This window comes from Shewanella sp. SM69 (genome assembly GCF_025653985.1).
Classification (GTDB): domain Bacteria; phylum Pseudomonadota; class Gammaproteobacteria; order Enterobacterales; family Shewanellaceae; genus Shewanella; species Shewanella oncorhynchi.
On record NZ_JAKKRV010000022.1, the window covers coordinates 17440 to 37260 of the forward strand.

16 protein-coding genes are annotated in these 19821 nt (G+C 47.0%); 2 read left to right on the top strand and 14 right to left on the bottom strand.

The features are described 5' to 3' along the window. Nucleotides 1-55 precede the first annotated feature (55 nt). Together L5M37_RS21345 and L5M37_RS21350 are read left to right on the top strand one after the other, a co-directional pair. Nucleotides 56-433, top strand: a complete 378-nt coding sequence (locus tag L5M37_RS21345; RefSeq protein WP_028759298.1) for a DUF4144 family protein — start codon at nucleotides 56-58, stop codon at nucleotides 431-433. A 231-nt stretch (nucleotides 434-664) separates the two neighbouring features. Then, the gene (locus tag L5M37_RS21350) at nucleotides 665-1807 is read left to right on the top strand and encodes a site-2 protease family protein (protein WP_263201790.1); all 1143 of its coding nucleotides are present in this window, start codon (nucleotides 665-667) and stop codon (nucleotides 1805-1807) included. Between the two features lie 115 nt (nucleotides 1808-1922). Here the strand turns inward: L5M37_RS21350 and L5M37_RS21355 are convergent, their stop codons facing one another. The 14 genes from L5M37_RS21355 to L5M37_RS21420 all read right to left on the bottom strand — a co-directional run bounded on the left by L5M37_RS21355 (nucleotide 1923) and on the right by L5M37_RS21420 (nucleotide 19821). Then, nucleotides 1923-3386: an efflux transporter outer membrane subunit gene (locus L5M37_RS21355; RefSeq protein ID WP_263201791.1), complete on the bottom strand. Its 1464-nt coding sequence runs from the start codon at nucleotides 3384-3386 to the stop codon at nucleotides 1923-1925. Between the two features lie 7 nt (nucleotides 3387-3393). Beyond that, a complete protein-coding gene (locus L5M37_RS21360; RefSeq protein WP_263201792.1) occupies nucleotides 3394-5427 on the bottom strand; it encodes a MacB family efflux pump subunit in 2034 nt (677 codons plus the stop codon). 2 nt (nucleotides 5428-5429) lie between these two features. Further along, on the bottom strand, nucleotides 5430-6662 hold the full coding sequence (locus L5M37_RS21365) for an efflux RND transporter periplasmic adaptor subunit (protein ID WP_263201793.1): 1233 nt from the start codon (nucleotides 6660-6662) through the stop codon (nucleotides 5430-5432). A 544-nt stretch (nucleotides 6663-7206) separates the two neighbouring features. Continuing rightward, nucleotides 7207-8256 (bottom strand): EscU/YscU/HrcU family type III secretion system export apparatus switch protein, encoded by a 1050-nt coding sequence (locus L5M37_RS21370; RefSeq protein ID WP_131525061.1) that lies wholly within the window; start codon nucleotides 8254-8256, stop codon nucleotides 7207-7209. Nucleotides 8257-8277: 21 nt separating this feature from the next. Continuing rightward, nucleotides 8278-9078: a type III secretion system export apparatus subunit SctT gene (gene sctT / locus L5M37_RS21375; protein ID WP_263201794.1), complete on the bottom strand. Its 801-nt coding sequence runs from the start codon at nucleotides 9076-9078 to the stop codon at nucleotides 8278-8280. Between the two features lie 2 nt (nucleotides 9079-9080). Further along, nucleotides 9081-9350 (bottom strand): type III secretion system export apparatus subunit SctS, encoded by a 270-nt coding sequence (gene sctS, locus L5M37_RS21380; RefSeq protein ID WP_012197161.1) that lies wholly within the window; start codon nucleotides 9348-9350, stop codon nucleotides 9081-9083. Next, a complete protein-coding gene (sctR, locus tag L5M37_RS21385; RefSeq protein WP_012197160.1) occupies nucleotides 9347-9997 on the bottom strand; it encodes a type III secretion system export apparatus subunit SctR in 651 nt (216 codons plus the stop codon). Before sctR ends, sctS begins: the two co-directional genes overlap by 4 nt. Nucleotides 9998-10116: 119 nt before the next feature. Continuing rightward, nucleotides 10117-11037, bottom strand: a complete 921-nt coding sequence (locus L5M37_RS21390; protein ID WP_263201795.1) for a hypothetical protein — start codon at nucleotides 11035-11037, stop codon at nucleotides 10117-10119. Nucleotides 11038-11041: 4 nt separating this feature from the next. Then, complete coding sequence (locus L5M37_RS21395) at nucleotides 11042-11488, bottom strand: hypothetical protein (protein ID WP_263201796.1); 447 nt, start codon at nucleotides 11486-11488, stop codon at nucleotides 11042-11044. Then, nucleotides 11481-11882 (bottom strand): hypothetical protein, encoded by a 402-nt coding sequence (locus L5M37_RS21400; RefSeq protein WP_263201797.1) that lies wholly within the window; start codon nucleotides 11880-11882, stop codon nucleotides 11481-11483. The genes L5M37_RS21395 and L5M37_RS21400 overlap by 8 nt, the downstream gene beginning before the upstream one ends. A gap of 16 nt (nucleotides 11883-11898) precedes the next feature. Further along, nucleotides 11899-13230, bottom strand: coding sequence for an EscN/YscN/HrcN family type III secretion system ATPase (locus L5M37_RS21405; protein ID WP_263201798.1), 1332 nt, complete (start codon nucleotides 13228-13230; stop codon nucleotides 11899-11901). Between the two features lie 12 nt (nucleotides 13231-13242). Then, on the bottom strand, nucleotides 13243-15303 hold the full coding sequence (locus L5M37_RS21410; protein WP_308736807.1) for an EscV/YscV/HrcV family type III secretion system export apparatus protein: 2061 nt from the start codon (nucleotides 15301-15303) through the stop codon (nucleotides 13243-13245). After that, nucleotides 15300-15659, bottom strand: coding sequence for a type III secretion apparatus (locus L5M37_RS21415; protein WP_263201799.1), 360 nt, complete (start codon nucleotides 15657-15659; stop codon nucleotides 15300-15302). Before L5M37_RS21415 ends, L5M37_RS21410 begins: the two co-directional genes overlap by 4 nt. A 118-nt stretch (nucleotides 15660-15777) precedes the next feature. After that, a complete protein-coding gene (locus L5M37_RS21420) occupies nucleotides 15778-19821 on the bottom strand; it encodes a type III secretion system effector BopA family protein (protein ID WP_263201800.1) in 4044 nt (1347 codons plus the stop codon).

Consider the following 19821-nt stretch of genomic DNA (forward strand, 5'->3'; position numbering starts at 1 on the left):
CGATTGATCTCAGAGAATACCTCAGAGCCCATTTTAAACTTCCTAAGGATCTGAAATGACTAGCGTTAAGATGTCGAGTATTGAATGGCCAGCGATTGTAAAACTGACTCAAAATGACGAATTACTTTACCTAGAACATCAAAGAGATTGGCTCGAACTGGCCTGTCTCTATCAGCATCACTTCATCGAAACCGATCAATTATTAGACTCCAAAGGGCAGCGATACCTTATCAGTGCCTGTCCACAAAAAATCCATGAAGATCCTGTTGGCGAATTACCTCGATTACTGCGCCAAAAACAGGATTTGCCACTCAATGAATTTATCAAATGGGTTCAAAATCATGCCCAAGCACTAGGACAATGTTGTGTCGCTAAACTGGCTTTCACGACAATTGCCCAAGGCATCGAAATTGTTCGTACCCTCGATGAATAAACAGCAAGCACATGATAAGCCATAATAAATGGCTATCAATAACTCAGTTAATCAATAAAAAACAATATGACCTTAAAAGCTAATATCCTCATAATCAATTCACAGGCATAATTTGCCGCGGTGTAACAGCGCTAAGCCAGACGGTAAAGCGCTTAAGATGCACTCCAAAATAACCGTTTTCTGCGTCGACTCAAGAGATGACGTTTAAGTTGGCACTAAATATACAAACAGATGGAACCGAAATTGGAACTACTTAAGATTGACTGCTTAGGCAAACAACTGCGCTTAGAAGGCTCGCTCGCGGGCTGGCAACAACTCTACTGGGACAACACCTTAGTCTCACAAAAAGAAGCTTCCGTCGATAATGGCGGCCTCAAAGTCCATGTCTTTGAGCTCACCCACCACAGCAGCCCATTGGTGACAGAAAATGGTGAGCAAGCCATCGCCATGACAGAAGCTAAAATCCAAGTTCGCCTCGAAACCGATCTCGTTTGGCAGCCTTTCCGCCTCGATTACTGCTTGCTGATGGATGACAAGATTATCGACCAAGGGCGACGGACAGAGAAAGATATCGAACGCCAAACACCAGAAACGCCCATCGTTAAGCAGCAAAAAATCAGCATGATAGGACTCGCCTCCCTCGGCTTTAAGCTGTTAAAAAGCGCTAAAGTCATAAAGGTAGTGTTAGCGGGCGCCAGTGTTGCCGCTTATTCTTGGCTATTCTCCTTCCAATTCGCCCTCGCACTTATCGCCTGTTTGGTATTTCACGAATATGGCCATATTCGCGCAATGAAATATTTTGGGATGAAAACCAAAGGAATTTACCTTATTCCCTTTATGGGCGGACTCGCGCTCTCCGATGAAAAAATTAATACGCGTTGGCAAGATGTGGTGATTTCTATCATGGGACCGACCTTTGGGCTCTTGATGTCCATCGCTTCCTTGATTGCTTACCACGCAACGGGCAATGTGTTTTTTGCTGGCCTTGCCGCCTTTAATGCGCTGCTTAACCTATTTAATTTATTGCCTATTTTGCCACTCGATGGCGGCCATATTTTAAAGAGCATCAGTTTTTCGATGAACAGCATCATGGGGCTGGTCGCCTGCGCCGCCGGTGCCGCTTTTGGTGTGTATATCAGCTACACCTTAGGCTTAGCCCTATTGGGCTTCTTACTGTTGATTGGCAGCTTAGAAATCATTTTCGAGTGGCGAACTCGTCATCAAAGCCATCTGCTGCCATTAGACAGATACGGGCAAATCTTCTCGGTTATTTGGTATTTACTCACGGTTGGCGCCTTAGTCGGCATCATCTGGCACTTAGCCGGAACGGGCGATGATATGCTCAGCCTGCCGTTGCAAATATTACGCAGCTAATGTGGCTTAACGGCTAAACACAAATTAAAAAGCTCACCCTGAGCAATATAAAAAACCGCTATTAGTAGCGGTTTTTTATTTTTCTGTCGCACTGTGATGCTTTTACAACAATGCGCTATTCCTTTGCCAAAGGCGGAGCGATATCGCTGCCGCCAAGGGCTTGATAAAGCGTTGCTTGGGCGGTGAGTTGGTTATAGCGATTCTCGAGTAAAGCCGCCTCGGCGCTGCGACGATTCTCTTGGGCATCAATCCAATTCTGAATACCGATAGCGCCATTGCGGTACTGGCTCTCATAAATGGCTTCAACGGCTGCCGCTGCACTGAATTGCTGTGCCAACTTCTCCCCTTGATAACGATATTGCTGCTTAGCCGAAATCGCGTTATCGACATCTTCAAAGGCGGAATAAAGCGTCTTGCGATAATTCACCACTGCAGTTTGATAATCGATATCGGCAATGTCATTATTGATTTGCATTTGATTCCACTGCAAAAAGGGCAAGACTAGCCCTGCGCCTAAACTGCCAACGGGATTACGTAACAACTCTTTTAACTCAGAGGTCGACTCCCCAACACCGCCGGTTAAACTCAGGCTTGGAAAATAACTCGCATAGGTCGCATCTTTACTCGCCAAGGCGGAGCGCAGTTGATACAAGGAGGCCTTCACATCTGGGCGTCTCACTAATAAATCTGCGGGTACACCCACGCTAACGTCCGGCACTGCTACGTCGGGGAGTTGCTTAATCTCAACCCAAGTTCCCCCTGAGGCTAAACTCTGCGCAGGAACAGCTGCAGGTGCCTGATTCAGTAATATCACGAGGGCATTTTTAGCCACAGTTAATTGCTGAATAAGCTGGCTATGGGCAGCCTCTTGTCCCGCCATACTGCGCTGAGCTTCAAGCACATTCACTTGCGTCACGGCCCCAGAATCATACTGCCTTTGGGTTAATGCCAGCGTTTGCTGACTGTACTCGATACTCTTTTGGCTTAAATCAATCCGTTGATTTAAATAACCTATCTGCCAATACAAGGATGCGGTGGTCGCCACTAGGCTTTGGGTGGTACTTTCTCTATCTTCGGCGCTCGCCAGCGCAGCCCATTGAGCTTGGTCGATATTGGCCGACACTTTGCCCCACAAGTCCACCTCATAACTCACGGACAATTTCGCTTGATAACTCTTAGTCGCATCGCCACCCTCAAATGGCTGATTACGGGAAGCGTCAAGGTTTGCCGATAACTGTGGGTATAGATCATCCCGCGTTAGCCCTGCCTGCAAGCGTGCTTTACGCAGCGTTAAGGTCGCTAGGGTTAAGTCATTGTTAGTGCTCAATACTTGGCTGACCAGCTTATCGAGCTCGGGCTGATGAAACTGCTGCCACCAAGGATCAACTCTCACTTGCTCATTCACTGTGGTGTTTTGCCACTGTTCGGGAATAGCCAGTGCGGGCGGTTCAAAGTCTGAACGCATAACACTGCCACAACCACTCAACAGGGCTATGCACAGAGCTGGTCCCAAAGCCGTACAAACAGCAATAGCGCAGCTACGAGGCGAAAATGGTTGATTAAATAGTTTAGTATTCATGGTGTTATTATTCTCTGGCTAGTGCCTCAACGGGATCTAACTGCGCCGCATTGCGGGCGGGTAAGAAACCAAATAGCACACCAATTAAGGTCGAGCAGGCAAAGGCAGCAACGATGGAGGTGGTGGAATAAATCATTTGGAAACTGCCCCCCGTTTGAGCAAACACCACGCCAATTAAGTAGGACAAGGCGATGCCTAAGGTGCCACCACACAAACACACTAAAATGGCTTCGATAAGGAACTGGCGCAAAATATCGTTCTGGCGCGCACCCACGGCCATACGAACACCGATTTCACGGGTTCGCTCAGTCACAGACACTAACATAATATTCATCACCCCAATTCCGCCAACGACAAGGGAAATCACCGCGATAGCCGAGATCAGTAAGGTCATGGTTGCCGTGGTTTTTTCAATGTTCTGCCTAATGGTATCGGTATTAATGGTGAAGAAATCTTGCGTGCCGTGGCGCATTTTAAGCAGCGCGATAATGCCCTGCTCCGCCGCGTTACTCGGCACAGTTTCATCGAGTCGAACGGTAATACCATCCAAATAATTTTTACCCACCATACGGCCAGAAACTGTGGTGTAAGGCACCCATACATTAAGCGCATCGCTGTTACCAAAAGCACTTTCTTTGGGTTGAGTCACACCTATGATACGTACGGGTAAATCTCCAAGGAAAATCACTTGCCCTATCGCCGAGTTATTGTCGGCAGCGCTGTTAGGGAAAAGCTCCTTACGGGTGTTGTCATCAATCACCGCATCTTGGGCGAGCGATGCGACACTGGCATCATCCCAAAATTGGCCCTGCGCTAACTCGTACCCTCTTACACGGAAAAACTCAGGTCCCACACCATTCACCGATGCCGATACCGCTTTATTACCAAAACGAACCGTTGCAGTAGAGCCAATGCTTGGCGTCACGCTATCAACATAGGGCAGATTTTTAAGGGCATTGGCGTCCGTTGCGGTTAAGGTGCGCACCCGCGCCGAGCGTCGATCGCCAAAACCTGAACCGGGGCGAATATCAATCGTGTTGGTTCCCATCGAACTGATACTTTTGAGGATGGCCTGCTGCGAGCCTTCACCTAAGGCCACCACAGAAACCACAGAGGCGATACCGATAATAATCCCGAGCATAGTCAAGAAGGTACGTAACCTGTGGGTCGACATCGCCACCAGCGCCATTTTAAGCGCTTCGACATATCTGTCCCACGAAGCCACCCGCGCACGCGAGCTGTCTTTTGCTGCCACTGCACCGCTAGGATTTTGTGGCGCCATATTTTGTAACGTTGAGCTTTGCGACGTCGAAGTTTGTGACGTCGAGCTTTGTGGCTTAGCCGTTTGTTTATCCTGACTGCGCTCATCGCTGATGATCACGCCGTCTTTGATTTCGATAATGCGGTCGGCATATTGGGCCACGTGCATATCATGGGTCACGATAATGATGGTATGACCGTCGCTGTGAAGCTCCTGCAACAACTGCATCATTTCTTCGCCGCTGTGACTATCCAGCGCACCCGTCGGCTCATCGGCAAGGATCACATCGCCGCCATTCATCAAAGCGCGCGCCACACTGACCCGCTGCTGCTGTCCGCCACTGAGCTGATTGGGTTTATGGTCAAGCCTGTCGCCAAGGCCTAAACGCGTTAACAAATGCTCGGCTCTGTCTTTACGAACCGTGCGTTCTTTACCCGCATACACAGCAGGCACTTCGACGTTGCCTATGGCGGTCAAATCGCCCAGTAAATGATAACGCTGAAAGATAAAACCAAAGTGCTCGCGGCGCAGCTGTGCTAACTCATCAACGTCCATAGTCGAGGTATCTTGGCCGTTGATAAAATACGCGCCCTTTGACGGCTTATCTAAACAACCAAGAATGTTCATTAGGGTCGATTTACCCGAGCCAGAAGCACCAACTATCGCCACCATCTCGCCACGGCCAATCGACAAGTTCACATCTTTCAGCACAGTGAGTTGCTGCTCACCCGCCTGAAAAGTGCGATAACAACCTGAAATTTCAAGTAATGCCGTTGTCACTGTTAAAACCTCACGCTAGGTGGGCGACGTAATTTACTGCTGCCGTCATCGGAAGACGGCATGCCAAGCACAACCTGATCGCCTTCCTTCAAACCCGCGGTGATTTCAGCATTGATTTTGTTGTTAATCCCCACAGTGACATCCACATATTGCACTTGGTTATCAACTAATACAGGCACTTGATATTGCGGGCCGCTGCGGGCTTTACGCTCGACAGGCTTAGCCTCTGGCGCCGCGGATTTCTCCCTCGGCTTTATACGCAATATCTGCGCAGGCACTAATAGCGCATCATCGGCCTTAGCTAACACTATAGACACCTGCGCCGTCATGCCGATACGCAAGGTGCGGTCAAGGTTTTCTACATCAAACAGACCATGGTAATAAATGGCGTCTGAGTCGCTAGAGCTCATATTGCTATCGTCGCCATCCATCGAAATCGGCCCAGGTTCAATCGCCCTCAAAACGCCGCGGTAGGGATGATTCGGTTTTCCAAGGACAGTGAAATACACGGCTTGACCCGGATGGACATTGACAACATCGGCTTCGGAAATCTGCGCTTTAACTGTCATGGTATCCAGCTGCGCCATTTCAACTATGGTCGGTGTTGTTTGATTAGCGTTAACGGTTTGCCCCACTTCCACCGCGGAATACACCACAGTGCCATCCATCGGCGCGGTAATTTTGGTATAACCTAAATCGATTCTGGCACTGTCGACGTTAATCTCAGCCTGTTGTTTTTGCGCTTCTAATTGCTCAAGCTCGGCTTGATAAACCGTTAGATTAGCATCGGCCACTTCATAATCGGCACGAGAACTGGCCTTATCGGCAAGCATTTGCTGCTGGCGGCTAAATTCCAATTTAGCTTGGCGGATCTGCGCCTGTTTAGCACGGAACTGAGCATTGATACTCTTGAGTGATGCGAGGGCATCCTTCAAATTATTCTGCTGCGCTAGGCTATCAATCTGAGCAATCAAATCGCCTTTCTTTACTTCATCACCCAGTGCCAGCGGCAAACTTAAGATTTGCCCCGATACCTGTGCGCCCACACTCACCAGTTTGGATGCCTGCAACATGCCATTGGCAAGTACTGAGTTTTCGATATCGCCACGGCGCACCGCTTCAGTTACATAGGTAGGTGCCGTTTCAGGCTTATGCCACATAAAATAAGCACCGCCACTAAGGAGTATTAAGCCGCTTAACGCGAGCAGCAATTTACGCTTTGAGGATTTTTTCATCGGTATTGTCGTGTCCATCAATGCTAAAGACAGCAAGCATTCATCTTGCTAAGGAACTGAAATTGTTCCAACAGTATATAGAGTTAGCCAAAGACAGTAGACGAAGGAAGTGTCGTTAACAGGTAAAGATTTGCAAATATCTGTGTAGAAATTGACAAGGAAAGCACGATTGAGTGGTGCTTAGACTGCCATGCCAATTTAGTGCGTTATCAAATCGTCAGGTGATAAATTGTTGGGGTCTACATTCTATGACTGTGCCACTTGTGGTAGTTCAGCCATTCAAACGAATCTAGATACAGACTTCATTTGATTCTGTTTCAAGAAAAAAATCAACGTCGTGGAGCTTCACCCCACACTTGCAGTGTGCTATCTCTCAGCGGCGTGCGTAAACCTAACTTAGTGCAAATTCAGAGTAATATTTTGGTAAAATTGATTACTTCAAACAATATTATGCGCGGCTACTTATTTGAATTTCATAGATTCATTATGGGATTCGTAAGAGACAATTATCATCAAGGATTCTATTTGATTACAGTAAGACCTGTTACTCCATATTATCATAGGATATTGTCATCACTAGACGTAAAAGCTCTGCTACGGGTTCAAATAGGCTCTCTGGAATCACATCTCCTGCCTCAACGTGTTTAAATAAGGCGCGGGCCAATGGAATGTTCTCGACAATTGGCACCCCAGCTTTCTCAGCTAATGCCACTATGTGTAAGGCCATGTGATCTTCGGCTTTTTCAAGCACTTTAGGCAACGGTGTCTCACCTTCACTATAATACAAACACACGGCAATGTGGGTTGGATTACGCACAACCACTGTGGCTTTGCGAACGTTACTGGCAAGACTACCAGACGCCACTTCTCGCTGGGTTTCGCGGCGTTTTTGTTTCATTTCGGGGTTTCCTTCAGAATCTTTGTATTCTTGTTTGGTATCATCTTTGGACATTTTGAGTTCTTTCATTAGGCTATATCGTTGAAATGCATAATCAGCGATCCCAAATATTAAGTAACATCCTAAAAAGCTGCCCCAGAGCCAAGTGATCATGGTCGAAATCACACTGATACCGCAGGCTTCTCCGCATAAAGGCAAGTATTGAAAGGCGTTAACGTAACGATGGAGCAGATAGTAAAACACTAAACTCAGCACTGTGACTTTAACGAGATTTTTAGCGAGCTCAAACAGACTTTTCAGTGAAATAAGTTGCTTAGCATTATTCATGACATTGAGTTTATCCATGCTCGGCATTATAGACTCAGCCGCCCAAACGGGACCTGTTTGGACTAAGTTCCCCACCACTATGGTAAACACGAGTACTAATGTCAGCCCACCTAAAAAACGTAATGCCAGCATGGCGAAGGTACCAACGATTTGCTCGGCCGCAGTTTCAAGGGGAAGATTGATGGCGTGAATGGTTAAGTCGATTAACGCCATAATCGCTTGGACGAGTGCAGGCCCTTCGTAGAGAAAGTAACCGAGAATGATCGCCATCTGTAACCCTGTGACAATTTCAGCACTTTTAATGACCTGGCCGCGATTTCTCGCTTCTCGTAAACGTTTTTCTGTGGGTTTTTCTGTTTTCTCGGCCATAAGTCATATCCACCAGGGGCACTAGTGCCCTGCTAAGAGTCCAAACAAAATATCTACGTGCTGCTCTACCCCAGAAATGATCTGCAGGTAATGGGACAAAGCAAACTGTAAGCTGTAGATCAATAACAGTAAGACCAAAGCGCTTTTAATGGGCATAGACAAAAAGAAGACGTTTAACTGCTGCGCCGAGCGGTTTACTAGCCCTAAGGCTACGTCGACTAAGATCATAATCACCATGGCGGGCATGGCAAAACTGAGACATAGTTGGCACATCAATTGCCACTCATAGGCTATAAACACCATCAAGGGCTGGCTTAGCGTTAAATTAAATCCTGGGGGTAATTGTTGATATGACTGATAAAGTGCAGTTAGCAGAAAATTAAAACCACCCGAGACTAAAAACAGCACAGTAAGAACTTGAGTAAACAGCATGCCATAAATCGATGATTGCAGTCCCATCAATGGGTTAAGTACAGTCGACATGGATGCCCCCCGCATTGTGTCAATTACAAATCCCGCCATATCTATGGCCCAAAAGGGAATGGCGGCACAGAAACCGAGTAACATGCCTACAATAATTTCTTTGCCAAATAGGCTGATGAGCATCCAAGTGTCGGCCTGCTGCAGTATCGGCTGCATTTCATCCATTGCCAGCACAGTAGGTAAAGCAAACATTAAAATCAGACTATTACGGATTAATGCGCTCCCCATTGCCCCCCCTTTAAATAAGGGTAATAGCAGCATCATGCCTAAAGGGCGCATCATACAGAGTGCCAACACCGGAAGCTGTGCTGTTAATAGGTTGGGTAGCTGAGTTGTCATCACTACCCCCCCATTTGGCTAATTTGATCGAAAGCCATGCTGGCGTAATTCAACAGTGAACTACCCATCCAGTGATAACAGACCACAAGTGTCACGCACACGGCGATGAGTTTGATCAGAAACTGCAATGTTTGATCTTGGATTTGGGTTAGGGCTTGAATAAGGCTAACCAAAACTCCGACAACTGAGGCCACGATAACAACAGGTAGCGACAGCAGTAACACCATCCACAGTAGTTCAGAGGTGAAATGTACTATGATAGTTTCACTCATGAGAATGACATCATTAGTTGACTGATCAGTTTTTCCCATCCACCCATCAAGATAAAAATCAACAATTTGAACGGTAGGGCTATCGTCATGGGGGACACCATCATCATGCCCATTGCCAGTAAAATATTGGAGACGATAAGGTCAATTGCGACAAAGGGAAGATAAATGAGTAAACCTATCTTAAATGCCTCTATGAGCTGACTCATAGTAAAGGCTGGCACCATCACTAACAGTGAGTCTTTGGTCAGCACTTGCTGGTATTTTTCGGGCCAGACCTTATGGCCAATATTGGCGAAAAATTCAATCTGAGTATTGCTGGTATTTTTTTCGAGAAATGCGCGGTAGGGTGCTATGGCTTCAGTGTTGATTTGCTCAAATACATTGGGTGCATCGAACACTATAGGGGTGGCTTTTAGATTGTCATTGATTGCCATCCCCACGGGTGCCATGGTGAACAGAGTAAGAATTAATGCGAGGCCGTAAATTGCCATATTGGGTGGGATCTGCTGGATCCCTAAGGCGTTACGTAACATAGAGAACACAATTGCCAATTTCAAGAATGAAGTGCCCATCACGGCGAACAGCGGCAGCAGTGACAAGCAAAACAACATAATGATCAATTGGATTGGATGGTCGAGTAAGGTCATGGAAACCTCCTTTGTGGCTAGGGTTCCATCATGGCGCGCTTTGTGATTGACCTGTATCAGGTGAAGACCTTAGCTAACTAAAAACCGCTGACATATCCGTAAAAGCAACACAATTCCCCTTATACTAGAGCCTCGATTTGTGCGAGTAATCCCGACTCTCCACGCAGGAGATGAATACTTGCCAGAGTTTGGTACAGCTCTTGACCGTACTGATGACTGAACCGTCCTAAACGCACTTGATTATTCAGCGTAACCTCCAGCGTTAACTTGTCACCCGTCATCATAGCGCCGAGCTTAGCCAGAGGCAGACTCACTCGACCAATATTGGCGATCAAAGGGGGCTGAATAGCGTCCATCTTAGGCAATAAAGACACAATTTCGAGTTGTGCTTGAGGACCATCAATAGGGGTGATGAACTTGATCTTAGCCAACGGTCCATCCGCCCATAACAGCGCTTCCCCCTGCTCGATTTGCACATCACCATCGAGCCATAACCCCCCGCCTATTTCGGGTAAGTCAGGTGTAGGCGTTATTTGGGGCACAAAACCGGCCACTAAACTCAAACTAACATCCACCGTTTTACCTGAGAATGTTGACCATGACTCAACTTGGCTCTGCCAGTCCTCTTGCGGCCAATCAACTAAGACACAAGCCAATTGACCGGCACTCTCCACGTCGCCTTGTTCCAATTGCGTAGTTTGAAGCGTTAGCACGGGATAAATATCTGGCACCAATCCAAATGGCTTAGGGACTTCTTCAAGGCAATCGACCAACCATTCACCCGCTACATCAAATGCTGCCGCACTAACACAGGGCAATAAATCACAAGCAATCTCAGCCGAGGAAGTTACACCAGTCACTGCGGTTACCCACAGTTGCCAATCCTGTTTAGAACACCACAGACCCGATCCTGATGGAGCATTGCGTCTTTGCCAGAATACTCCATCGCCCCCGATACGCGTCAGTTCGATTTGGCAAGCTTGCTGTGCTAGGCCACGGCCTATGACTTGGCTAGCATTGATCAGTTTATTGATGTTCATTCATCTACCTCGTCACTGCTGTGTTGGTTGGCATAAGATCTAAATGAATAGCAAAGCGTCGCCCTTGTAGTTGCTCGTTGAGTTGAGGTAAGAGTCTTGCGAGCAATTCCGATTGACGCGCTGTCTTAGGAAACAACTGCAATTGAATTCCTCGTGGTTGGTAACAGGCTTGGATTACTAATCCCATCATAGGGCCATTGAGCAAGCGATAGCATAGTTGCTCACCTTGCCGGATTACTTCGGCCGCTCCTTGTCGGTACACACCACCATCGCGGCTGAGTAGTGCCTTAGCGGTAAGCCGATCTTTGGTAGATATAGTATTGTCATCTTCCTGTTGACCGCAGAAATAACGGTTAAACAAGCGACGCATTTCTGGATCTGACTCTTGCCTGGCTTCGACACTGGGGAAAGATATTTTCGATGTTCGCACTATCGCCATAGGATTATTCATCGACAACCTCCTGCAGTTTTTGTTGGGATTTAACTAACTGAAGAATCGCCTGCTGCATATACACCATAGTGGACTCCAACTGCTCTTTTTCTATTACCAACATCTCAGCAGTTTCGGCTAATGTCCTTTCTTTTTGGTATTCTTTCATTAAGGTCAATTTAAAAGTGATTAGCTCAGTTGGAGTTAATATTTGTTCTGGCATCTGCTGCAGACGCAGCCGATTAGTTTGCGCTTGCCGCTCGAGATTGATGAGGATTTGCCTGTCAAGTAGCTCCCTGAGTTTTTGCCTATGTAAGGCTAGCTCTCGGCGCAATTTAGCTTCTTTGTCACTACGAATTGCGAGTAATCGCTGTAATAATTGCTCGTCTTTCGCTGTAAGTTGGGATGGGTTCATTACTGAGTTCCTCCCATTAATGGCTTAAAAGCAATAATTTCAATTTTTGTAGTGTCTCTTCATAGGGACTGAATTCATTGACTGATTGACACAAAAACTGCTGAATATCCTGATGGCGAGCCACTGCTTCATCGGTTTCTTGATCTTCACCTTGCACGTATTCACCCACTCGGATGAGTAATTGAACCTCTTGATACAATGCCAGTAACTGGCGCATCTTGGCGGCATGAAACCGCTGCTCAGGGCTAACAATCTGATCCATTACCCTGCTGACACTGGCATTGATATCAATTGCAGGGTAATGGCCCGCTCCCGCGAGTCGACGTGATAGCACTATGTGTCCATCAAGTAAGGAACGAACTTCATCGGCGATAGGTTCATTCATATCATCCCCTTCAACCAGTACGGTATATATGCCAGTGATACTACCTTTGGCAGCGGGGCCAGCTCGTTCGACTAAGGCCGATAAATTGACAAAGACACTTGGAGGATAACCGCTAGACACTGGGCTCTCGCCAGCCGCCAACGCAATTTCCCTCGCACTGCGGGCAAATCGGGTCAGTGAATCCACCATCAACAGCACATTCTTACCTTGATCGCGAAAGTACTCAGCAATAGTCGTTGCCGTTAGTGTGGCTTTCATTCGCTCAAGCGGAGGACGATCCGATGTAGCAACCACCATCACAGTGCGTGCTCTTGCCTCTGGCGTGAGGTTATATTCGATAAACTCACGGACTTCACGACCACGCTCGCCGACTAAGGTTAGTACAATCACATCCGCTTGGCAGTGCGCGGCGATCATGCCAAGTAAGGTACTCTTTCCCCCTCCTGCTGCGGCAAAAATACCAATCCTTTGGCCGATGCCACAGGCGAGGGCGCTGTCAATAGCGCGGATCCCCATGGGCATGACAGTATCAATAAGTTGTCGTGATAATGGATTAGGTGCAGAACCTTGGTTAGGCCTTAATGACGTTGCAGTCAGTCCATAGCCATCCATAGGAGCACCAAGGCCATCGACCACTCGACCAAGCAAGCCTTGACCTAAGGGGACTTGATGCCCATGGCCTAAGGTTTCAACTAATTCTCCACTGCATAGTCCCGCCGTAACGTCGAAGGGCGATAACAGGGCTTCATCGCCTTTTACCGCAACGACTTCGGCGCTGAGGCGATTACCAATGAGACAAAGCTCTCCTTGATGCGCACCGGGCAAAGTTGCACGCACGAGTGTGGCCCCCACTTCTTGAACTTTGCCGAAATAGCGAACCGATGGAACAGGCAACAGACTCTGAGTGGCGAATAAACTAGGTTCGAGTTGTGCATAAAGTGTTTCTTTACTGGGTAATTTCATCTATCGCCTCCATTAGCTCGCCAGTGCGGCATCGAGTACCTCACCCACTAAGTCCACTTGGCCTATGACTTTTATTTCTGCATCGTCGCCTAATTCCTGAAACGACAAAACGGGTGTGCTAAATAACTCGCGTTCTACGATTTTTCGCAGGTAACGGCGCACATCGAGCGAAGTCAACAGTACACAGGTTTGTTCCGGTGGCAGTTGTTCTTGAATGCAGGTTAATATTTGCTGAGTTTGTGCCATGTCCAAGGCCGAATAAGAGCCAGCAGTCGATTGTCGTATCGATTCACGGATCACATTTTCAATTCCTTCTCCGACCATGAGCACAGCGATCCAACCTTGTGGGGTAGCAAACTTGCGGCGAATATGACGGCGAAGCGCAATCCGTACATACTCAGTTAACATGATGATGTCTTTCTCCTTTGGCACCCATTCAACTAAGGTTTCAAAAATAGTTCGTAAATCGCGCACCGAAATCCCCTCTTCAACTAAGCGTTGTAGGATCTCGGCGACCTTTCCTACTGACAAGAGGCGTTGAAGTTCCTTGACGAGCTCACCGTAGCGAGCCTCCATAGCATCCATTAAATACCGGGTTTCTTGTACACCAATAAACTCCCCTGCATAGCGGTCGATCACTTTACCCATCACATAAGCGGGAATTTGCTCATCACGACAAACAGCTAAACCTTGGGCTTCCGCCTGTTCAAGCGCATTACCTTTGATCCAATGCAATCTTTGATTACTAAAAGGGATGGACTCGACACGGCATGGAATCGTTGCGATGGAGTCAATCAAAAGGGCTTCCTGTGGTACTAGCTGCAATTGCAATACAGATTCTTGGTACAAGAGCACATCACAACAACCTAGGCTACCTTTCTTCGCTATTTGTAATTGGATTTCCGGTAATGGCACGCCCAATTGTTCAAACCATTGCCAACGCAGTTTTTGCAGTGCCTCTTTAACCCCATGGATAGGCACATCGGCTCCAAGATATAAAATCAGTGGTACAGCCCCTGGTGCCATATTGTCGACATTGGCCGTGTCACTTTTGCCAGCGTCAGTGAAATGGCTCTCCTCTCCTTGAGCACTTGCTCGTTTTTGCTGACGCTTCAACCACAATGAAGCCCCTAAAACGACCGAACCGAGTGTGCCGAAGACTAAAATTGGGAAGCCAGGGATTAAAGCAAAGATGAACATGACTATCCCGGCCATTTGCAATGATGCGGGTTGACGTCCTACTTGCATCACTAATTCGTTGGCTAAATTCTGTCTCTGCTCTCCAGGAACTCGGGTCACAATTAAGCCTGCAGTGACTGAAATCAGCAACGAAGGTATTTGGGCTATCAAACCATCCCCGACAGACAAGACTGCATAGGTATTTAATGCTTCGGCAGCCGACATATTGTGCTGCATGACACCGACAGCGATACCACCAATGATATTAGTTAAAATGACAATAATACTGGCTATGGCATCGCCTTTTACAAACTTCATCGCGCCGTCCATCGCGCCATAAAGCTGACTTTCTTTCTGAACTTGTGCCCGTTGACGCTTTGCCTCTTTAGCGTCAATGATGCCAGCACGCATGTCGCCATCGATACTCATTTGCTTACCAGGCATACCATCGAGGGAAAAACGTGCACTCACTTCCGCCACCCGTTCAGACCCCTTAGTGATAACGATAAACTGCACTATGGTGATGATGGCAAAGATAATAATTCCGACCGCTAAGTTGCCGCCGACCACGAAGTTACCGAAGGTGTATACAATATCTCCAGCATCATGCTGCAGCAAAATTAAACGACTGGTACTGATAGTAAGTGCCAGACGATATAAGGTTGTGATCAATAGTAGGGATGGAAATACTGAGAACTCTAAAGGGTCACGGATGTATATGGCGATCATCAATAACACTATCGACAAGCCAAGGTTTAAGGCAATTAATACGTCGATCAAAGGTGTCGGTAGAGGCAAGATCATCATAAATACAGCTACCATTAACATGGCACTTAAGATGATATCGTGACGCCCTGCGGCTTTACTTAACCAACGACTGATGAGGTTCATCATTGACCTCCTATGAGCATACGATTTAGGAATTTTTGTTGCTGCTGGTACAAGTGATACCAATCATGACCCTGGTGTGTCGATGGACAGAGGCAACTGATCATTAAACGGTTTTTGACGATGAACAATCGCTGAACTCTGCCCGCAAAAGCTTCTGGATGCCAACGTGATAAATAAGGTTTGAGATCACGTGCGGGAGTGTTAAGCAACCAAGTCGTCATCAATAATCGTCCTTGATGGCACTCGAGTAACACTCCGTGTGGAGGCCAATGGCATTCAATGCGTTCCTCAAGCTTCACAGGCCAGCGATTCACTAACCGAAAAAATTGTTCGAGGTTGCGCATTAGTAGTAAATCCATATCGCTTCTCCAGCATTAACTCTCGGTCTTATCATCTCCCAGACAATAAAAAGCGGGTATCAGGTGAACACCTGAATACCCGCAAGTACTAAGTCAACAGCGATTCAACCACTATGGATTATCGAGAAGAGTTCTCCATCAATAAGGCCGCATCGATTTCTTCCATACATTGCTGTAATTGTGCTGGTACTATGTCAAGTTCAGCAACCCATTTCATAGCCCGCTCGACTGTTTTCTCCCTGTCTATTGCTTGATTAATTTCTATTTCGTGACTTTTATCATTGGCATATTGTTGCATGCTCTGAACAAAGATCGCCTGCTGCGCATCACTATTGAGGCCGACTAATTGCGGCAGTAAATGTGCTTTTAGCGCGGCTTGGTGTTGTTCAAGCCCCAATACATCCGCCATCGATTTGGGGATTTCTGGGGTGCCTGATACGCTGTGGGCAATTGTCTTAATTATTGAAGTTTGAGATACGGGAGTATGACCCAATTGCGCGAACGCTTGCTCAATTCGTTTTTCTGTCATTTCAGCCTCGGCCGCGCGGGCAGTATCGGCCATGCCTAAAAAATTAGCCCCTTGCAATGTCGACACCACAGCCTTGGAAAAATAGGCGCCTGCCATTAATCCTCCCAGTCCAAGCCCCACAGCTGCCACTATTCCAACGCCACCAGTCCCTAAGGTAAACAATGCCGCCGCGATCGCTCCCGCCGATACCACAGAGGCAACCACAAGTGTCGTCACCACAGCAAAGACTTTGGCTCCCGTTGAAGCATGTTTCCACCAATTAACGATATCTGTGAGTGCACGCTTAACTGCACCGACTTTACCGACTTCAAAACAATCACGGGAGACTGTACCAACATCTTGCAGGGCCTGCCGCTGTAGCATATAGCCAGCGATGGCCTCACCACGAGCACTAAGCCCGCCTTCTGCCTGCATGCCTTTAATTAAAGCATTCACCATAACTTCACTGCTACGATACGCACGCATGTTATTGGCAAGCTGACGTTCTGACCAAGTTTGCAGGACGCCGCCAACTAAGCCGACGACAGGTGTAGCCATCCCTGCGCCAGGAAACATCATCCCAAATACACCGCTTACTAAAGGCCCACCTATGCCTGTATTAGCAGCCCCTTTCGCCCCACCCGCAATATACGGCGCTAACTGTGCCATGTGTAATAACGCAATCATTTGCGGTGTCATAGCGAAATTCGTTTTATCCGGCAGCTCTTCTCTCTTACCTTGCAGAATATCGTGCACTTGGTTTTGTACCGTCCCGGTTTGCCACACTGTGGTGACAGTGTTAACCAGTTCCATTCCAAAGGTCCCTGGGTTGGCCAAAATAATATTGTAGGCTTGAGTTAAATTGCCTGCGAGCTCACGTGCCTCGATCGGATGTGCCATCGACCAATTATGCAGGTCGCCCAGTGCAGCCATCATGTTTTGAGGCGAGGTTAAAACTGACACATTTGCTACGCTAGCTTTCGAGTCTTTAACACTTGATGCTAAAGCGAGATAAGCCTCCGCGACACTGCTCATGTTATTTTTGGCCAACTGTCTAGATAAAATAAGTTCTTCTAAACTTGGACGATATTGGGAAGACCAATTGCCGACAAACTTTTGCACTAACCAACTTTGCCATGCATGCCCACTCGCCATCCCCCCCTGATCTGGATAGCCGCCATTATTTTTTGCTGCAATTGTGGCCTTTTTCAGCTGTAACAAACCATGTTGGTAGGCATCATCGAGATCTTCAATAGAGCGATTGACTTCGGCTAACTGGCGAGTCACAGTGTGAAAAGCTCGCAGTTCAGGGGAACTTGCCTCAGGTTCGGCTAAAGTGAGTACTAGCCCTTCACCATATAACTGCTGTAAATGTGCGGTCAATTTTTCCAGTTTAGCCGATAAAAGATGCTGCTCTTGAGTTAAGGCGCGCACTTTTTCATTATTAGTTTGTAATTCAGGAAGATGGCTAAGAAAATAACTTAAATTGACCTCGGCACGTTCAGCATTTGTTTCCCTCCTAACTTGCGCGAGTTGCTGGGTTAACGCCGACAATTTAGCGACATTATTTCCCGCTATCACTAGCACATCTTGTGCACTCTGCAGTCGATTGAGTCGCTCAACTAAAGTTCGGGTCGCATCTTGATCCGCACTAATTTGCACTAGCTCTTGGGTTAGCTGATTGCGCACCGTCTCAGAGGGAACAGCCGACAGCAACTCGGTCACGGCTCGGTGATAATCATTACACAAGGCAAGACGTTCGGTCAGAAAACTGTGATAACGAGCTTGATCTTGCTCAATCTGTGAGACTAGTTGCAGGTTGTTAACATCATCAAACAACGAAATATCTTGCGAATTATTTGGGCTAAAGCTGATGGAGCTCACTCCCTCGAACCAATTAAGATGATGCTGAGTTTGTAGAACTTGCTGCGCTAAACTTGCCACTTGAGGTGGTAAAGTATAGCTATCTAGCTCATTTCTTAGTGTCTGCTCAAGGTCGAGATCATCAAAGTTAACAGGCTCATCGAACTGTAAACGACTGCCTTTCTCGACATATTCTTGTCCGCCAAGATACAGTAATGTTGCGGTGAGATCTTCGAAATGAACCTCTTCCCCAGAAGGGTTGATAGCCTTATACAATATAGTACTGAGTTGGGTTCCAGCCTGTTTCACTGCAGCTAAATGATCTTCGATTTTCACTTGCTTGCCGACAGCGATTAGCGCTTGTTCGCTAAGATTACTGGCCCGAGTAAGGCAATCGGCCAGTAAGGTTTGTGCTTGCTCTAGCTGGATTAGATGTTGCTCGGCTTCGGCCTGTTGCGCTTCAAATGGAGTCTTAAATGACGAACTCATGGCTAGAGGTTCTTGTATGGGGTTTAGCACAAACTGGTTAATAAGTAATACTAAGCTTTTGATCTCTGGCATTATTTTTTTTTGCCCTGAGACTTCGCTGATGTTCTCCTCATTGAGCATAGAAACTAAGCTTGCCGCTATATATTCAACTCTCTCTGTCTGACTGAGTTCATTTTGCATTAAAGGGGAAAACAGTTGATAACTACTCACTAAAGTATCCGCTGTCAGTTTGTTTTGTAGTGAATAGGGAAGCTGGGCATGAAACTCAGATAAGGCTAGGCGCATCGGGGTCGATGCTAATAAGGCTTGCTCAAATGTCTGCATTGCCGTAGTTAACACATCATATTGCGATAATCCCAGATTGACTTCGGCCAGTAGCGGCGACAGAACACTGCTCTGCTCCACCGACAAATTAGCTTTCAATTCAGCGACTAGGGTTAAAGCCTGCTTAATTTGCACTAGCCCAAATTTGACATGATCACGCATTGCAGTCAGTTCATCGCTGCTAATCAAGGGATCTCGGCTCTGATTTAAGTTCTGTATACATGTCGCTAGCTGAGTGTCGCTAAGTACTTGATTATAATTTTTAATAGCTTGTTGTAAGGTTTTAATGGGTTCAGGTTCTGAATACACCCAAGACGCCAGCCAAGTTTGAGTGGTCGGCATAGTTAATTTTTGAGGTACTGGTGTAGTTAACAACTGCTTAAGGCATTGATTCTGCGTGTGTAAAATATCCTGTGGCGTAATAAGCTGTTGGCTTAAAATATGGAAAGCCGTTCCCCTGATGTTTGTATCGACGGATATAGGTTCTGCTGAAGGTTTAAGCACTGATGGGCTGAGCGTTTGCTTCTCCGACGATTTAGACTCAATCCCGCTCAGGGAAGGCAAAGCAAGAACTTTAAGCGTATCTTCATTAGTCTCGCATATGTTTAAAGGAGGGAGCGGCATAAATGCTTCACACCGTTCGGTGAGTTGCTCGATCGTACGCCGAGTTAATGGAGTATGACCGGACAAATCGACAGCATCTACCATATCCAGTGCAATATCATGACCAAATCTTACCGCCAATGCCTGCAAGAACACACCCAACACTTGCTTATTATCGAGTGACAAGCCATTGACATAATCTTGGACCGCTTGGGTATTTTTGAGTAAAGGAATATGGCTCAGCATGCTAAGTAATTTTTCTTTAAAGCCTTCTTTGGCAACTATAATCGTCGGTATACCCTCCGGGGTATCGACTAAGGAAAGACGGCCGTCAAGCTTAGCCGCATGACTAAATGCACTGATATCTAAGGCCAT

Excerpts from the sequence above, each read along its gene's own strand:
- L5M37_RS21395 (WP_263201796.1), bottom strand. The coding sequence starts at position 11,488 with ATGAATAATCCTATGGCGATAGTGCGAACATCGAAAATATCTTTCCCC.
- sctS (WP_012197161.1), bottom strand. The coding sequence starts at position 9,350 with ATGAGTGAAACTATCATAGTACATTTCACCTCTGAACTACTGTGGATG.
- sctR (WP_012197160.1), bottom strand. The coding sequence starts at position 9,997 with ATGACCTTACTCGACCATCCAATCCAATTGATCATTATGTTGTTTTGC.
- L5M37_RS21405 (WP_263201798.1), bottom strand. The coding sequence starts at position 13,230 with ATGAAATTACCCAGTAAAGAAACACTTTATGCACAACTCGAACCTAGT.
- L5M37_RS21400 (WP_263201797.1), bottom strand. The coding sequence starts at position 11,882 with ATGAACCCATCCCAACTTACAGCGAAAGACGAGCAATTATTACAGCGA.
- L5M37_RS21390 (WP_263201795.1), bottom strand. The coding sequence starts at position 11,037 with ATGAACATCAATAAACTGATCAATGCTAGCCAAGTCATAGGCCGTGGC.
- L5M37_RS21365 (WP_263201793.1), bottom strand. The coding sequence starts at position 6,662 with ATGAAAAAATCCTCAAAGCGTAAATTGCTGCTCGCGTTAAGCGGCTTA.
- L5M37_RS21350 (WP_263201790.1), top strand. The coding sequence starts at position 665 with ATGGAACCGAAATTGGAACTACTTAAGATTGACTGCTTAGGCAAACAA.
- L5M37_RS21415 (WP_263201799.1), bottom strand. The coding sequence starts at position 15,659 with ATGGATTTACTACTAATGCGCAACCTCGAACAATTTTTTCGGTTAGTG.
- L5M37_RS21370 (WP_131525061.1), bottom strand. The coding sequence starts at position 8,256 with ATGGCCGAGAAAACAGAAAAACCCACAGAAAAACGTTTACGAGAAGCG.
- L5M37_RS21345 (WP_028759298.1), top strand. The coding sequence starts at position 56 with ATGACTAGCGTTAAGATGTCGAGTATTGAATGGCCAGCGATTGTAAAA.
- sctT (WP_263201794.1), bottom strand. The coding sequence starts at position 9,078 with ATGACAACTCAGCTACCCAACCTATTAACAGCACAGCTTCCGGTGTTG.
- L5M37_RS21410 (WP_308736807.1), bottom strand. The coding sequence starts at position 15,303 with ATGATGAACCTCATCAGTCGTTGGTTAAGTAAAGCCGCAGGGCGTCAC.
- L5M37_RS21420 (WP_263201800.1), bottom strand. The coding sequence starts at position 19,821 with ATGGCCTTAGATATCAGTGCATTTAGTCATGCGGCTAAGCTTGACGGC.
- L5M37_RS21355 (WP_263201791.1), bottom strand. The coding sequence starts at position 3,386 with ATGAATACTAAACTATTTAATCAACCATTTTCGCCTCGTAGCTGCGCT.